Source organism: Bathymodiolus platifrons methanotrophic gill symbiont (assembly GCF_002189065.1).
In the GTDB taxonomy this organism is placed as follows: Bacteria; Pseudomonadota; Gammaproteobacteria; order Methylococcales; family Methylomonadaceae; genus Methyloprofundus.
Genome location: NZ_BDMN01000275.1, coordinates 1 through 1,872, shown reverse-complemented (window position 1 = coordinate 1,872; position 1,872 = coordinate 1). Strand labels below are relative to the sequence as shown.

The window sequence follows — 1,872 nt, the reverse complement described above, 5'->3', positions numbered from 1 at the left end:
CTGCATAGTTAGCGCCACTTTTATCCATAACGACCTTATCAGGAAAGCCATTATTGTTAATCGTTTGTTTGAAAAATGCGGTTGCAGCCTCTTCATCACGGCGCTCAGAAAGCATGAAATCAAGCGTATCCCCGCGACTATCAACAGCTCGGTATAAATAGGTCCACTGCCCCTTCACTTTGATATACGTTTCATCCATGCGCCACGACTTATTGGTTTCTCGTTTCTGAGATTTAGCTTTTACAGCAATGGCAGGAGAATAACGGATAACCCAACGATTGAGCGTAGCATGATCCACTTCAACACCTCTTTCTTCCATAATTTCTTCAAGGTCGCGATACGAAACGCCATACCTGACATAAAAGAAAACAGCATAAAGAATGACATCTTTTGGGAAGTGAGTGCCTTTGAAGCTGAGCATATGATCTACCTTTTATTGAAATTGAGAATTATGATAGCAGATAACGTCGGGAAGGGGGATTTATGCGACAGAACCCTTTGTTTTTATCATGCTTTAAAGCTTTACACCCATCATCCTAGCAATTCTTCTTGTTCGAGTTCTTCATAATCTATATCTAAAACATAACCAAACATATGTAACTTAATTACTTTATCACTGTATTTTTCTCTAATAGCTTTTATTTCACCTCTTCTTTCCATGTTTTTAATATCATCATAGATTACATGGTCAAAGGTATTTTCTATTCCTAAATACTTATGGGAATAAGGTTGTGTATATATATCCATTCTTATCTGCTGACTTATTTCGTTCATACAACGCTTAAAATCAATTTGACTATTTGATTTTTGTTGTTGGTTAATGAGGTCAGAAACTATCCATTCCATAAGTTCTACTTCATTCGTAATTTTTATCTTCTTTTTACAAAAAGACAAAACGGTATCAATGTATTTTTTTTGGATCAAATTCGGGTTTCTTATCGCTGGGTCTATTGCTTCATTGAGATTTAATACATTAATTTTTCTTACATCATGTACTTTATGGGTTTTTATCTTAAATTCAATTTTATCTAGTCCGCGCGGCTTCTCATAGAAAACCTCTATATCATACTCTTTATAACTATTTATATTATTGACTGCTGGTTTTAAAACTTTAGCATTAAAATATTTCCACTCTTCGTAACTTCCTTCATTGAAAAATCCGAGCTTTTTCCTTAAATCATTAAAACTAATATCAAATGATTTTCTAAATGCGTATGACTTAAAAATTTCATAAAGCCTTATTGTATTTCCTGAATTGAATTCGCCAAGTAATTTTAAATCTAGTTGACAATATGATTCAATCGGTACCATTTCTTCATAGACACCACTATGAATTTCAACATACATATCATTTTTATTTAATGCAGGATTATATGAAATACGAGGAAACATTGTAATAAAGTCAAAACCGTATTGACCATCATCTTCAATGTTAATCATACTAATTTTTTTTTCTGAGAGCGATTCAGCAACATCTAACAATTGCTTTCTCTTATTTCCACCTTTAAAAAACTTTTGCTTAATCTCTTTAACAGGTATTTTTATTTTAATATGTGTACTACCATATTCAATTATATTTTCATCACTTTCAGCCATAAAAAAGTTTTTGATAGTATCGTATATTTCAATGAACAAGTACCTTTCCATCTTAGACCAGGAATCACCATACTCCCCCAAGCTAAAGTTTCTATTTAAAATTCTTAATTCCCGATCTTCATCAACGTTTATATCTGTCATTATCTAAATCCTTTATTAAGTCCAAAACCACAAAAGCTTCCACTTTCAGAGCCTTTCTAAGCCTTATCAACCAAGGGCTGAATCCAAAACCACAAAAGCTTCCACCTAAAATCCTAATTCACCTTTCTAATTAAT

General features: G+C 32.7%; 2 protein-coding genes. Both read right to left on the bottom strand.

Annotation, left to right across the window (positions count from 1 at the left end; all coding sequences use genetic code 11):
• A partial coding sequence (locus CDZ78_RS14885; protein ID WP_140414089.1) for an IS6 family transposase occupies positions 1–421 on the bottom strand: 421 nt, incomplete at its 3' end.
• A gap of 110 nt (positions 422–531) precedes the next feature.
• Entirely contained in the window at positions 532–1,737 is a 1,206-nt protein-coding gene (locus tag CDZ78_RS14880) for a replication initiation protein (protein ID WP_087870714.1), read from the bottom strand.
• Positions 1,738–1,872: the final 135 nt, after the last annotated feature.

Coding starts and splice junctions, on each gene's coding strand:
- CDZ78_RS14880 (WP_087870714.1), bottom strand. CDS start 1,737: ATGACAGATATAAACGTTGATGAAGATCGGGAATTAAGAATTTTAAAT.